This window comes from Candidatus Obscuribacterales bacterium, from assembly GCA_036703605.1.
Taxonomy (GTDB): Bacteria; Cyanobacteriota; Cyanobacteriia; order RECH01; family RECH01; genus RECH01.
On sequence record DATNRH010000636.1, the window covers coordinates 1 to 1,399 of the forward strand.

Annotated in this window: 3 protein-coding genes; all 3 read right to left on the minus strand. The window is 54.8% G+C overall.

Translation table 11 applies throughout. The annotated features are described in order from the left end of the window. Positions 1–320, minus strand: a 320-nt coding sequence (locus V6D20_13400; protein ID HEY9816776.1) for a hypothetical protein, incomplete at its 3' end; no start/stop codon positions are given. Beyond that, positions 317–928, minus strand: coding sequence for a hypothetical protein (locus tag V6D20_13405; GenBank protein ID HEY9816777.1), 612 nt, complete (start codon positions 926–928; stop codon positions 317–319). The genes V6D20_13405 and V6D20_13400, both read right to left, overlap by 4 nt. 5 nt (positions 929–933) lie before the next feature. Further along, complete coding sequence (locus V6D20_13410; protein HEY9816778.1) at positions 934–1,287, minus strand: hypothetical protein; 354 nt, start codon at positions 1,285–1,287, stop codon at positions 934–936. Between the last annotated feature and the right edge of the window lie 112 nt (positions 1,288–1,399).

Consider the following 1,399-nt stretch of genomic DNA (forward strand, 5'->3'; position numbering starts at 1 on the left):
ACAACGGTTCCGGCTGGGGCAGTCCTTGCTGCCCATGCATCCAACTCAGCATCCCAAGCCTGAACATCTATACCGATCTCGAGGTCCAAGTAGGTCCTTGTCGCAGCTGCATCGAGAGTGAGGGCACCGGCTGCGAGCGCCAGGGGAGAAGAGACGCTCAGTTCTTCCGTGGGGCCGTTGGATGGAGATGTTCGCCCAAGGATACGGCTTGTGGCCTGCTCCAGCGTGTGCTCCGCGTTCCAGTTAGACGGCTGCACAAGTGTTGCATCAGGGCCGTCGGCTTTTGGCGATACAAAGGGGTGGGTGAGTGTAATTGTCATGTGAATGCCTTCGGAAAGCGCCAGCGCTGAGCGCCGTAAAGGTTGGTTTTTGTGGCCTCGGTGCGCGCAGTCGAAATGGCAGACCTAAAGCGTTTCAGATGAACGATACCTGTTGAAGCAGAAGAGTACGGCTTCGCAATCTGGGTCATCATACGCCCAAGCAGGCCATCCATGATCTCGTTTTTATACTTGCCGATGATCCAATCGGGGAAAACTGGATAGTCCCCGTCAACGGCGACGGGGTCGATAACAGTCAGCGCGACTTTGGCATAGAGCGTCTGCGCCTCGGTCTGTGGGCTCATAATGACGATCTCGCCCGGTGTGGCCATGGTGACGCTGACGGGTTTACCGGCGTCATTCAGCACTGTGATCAGACGGTTTATCGCACCCGAAGTGGGGGATACCGTGTAGGTGAAATCTGTGGGGTCAATCGTAGGATCGCCAGTCGCGGCCACGATATTGAACGGGATAATCTCCTGCCAGATGTTCGTGGACCCAAGAAACTCTTTCATCGTTGAAAAGAATTCCATGAGGATGACAGAATCAATCGCACCCGGGAGACGGATACGTGTCTGATCCATAAAGCGTGTCATCTCAGCAGAGGGCATGGTGTTTAAGCCTGAATTGAAAGCATCTGGGAAGTGAACTTGTTAAGGAAGATCGCAGCGCGGCTGTCTTGGTTAACCTCATCGTCGCGGAGCTGGGCATGCCCGCAGATGTAGTAAACAAACGAAACACGGTATTGCTGATCCATAGCAACAGTCGCGGTCATATTGGAAGCGGAGTAATCGGGAATTTCACCGCCAAAGAAGGTTTTGACCAGCTCGGGGCGTAGACGGCGAACTTCCAGCATGCCCATGTTCAGGGCTTCCACGAGGTCGTCCGTCGGATAGCGATAAGGCTCCACCTGGTCCAGAAGGAGCACCCGCGCACGGTCGACGTAATCCTGAACTGTTGTAAGAGCCATTGTAACCTCACGAGGTAACAGGGGGAGGTTTCCCTCCCCCCATCAATTAGCCTTTGGTGACAATAGCCTGTGCGATGGCTGTGCCGTCGACGATCTGAGTACCGTAAACCTG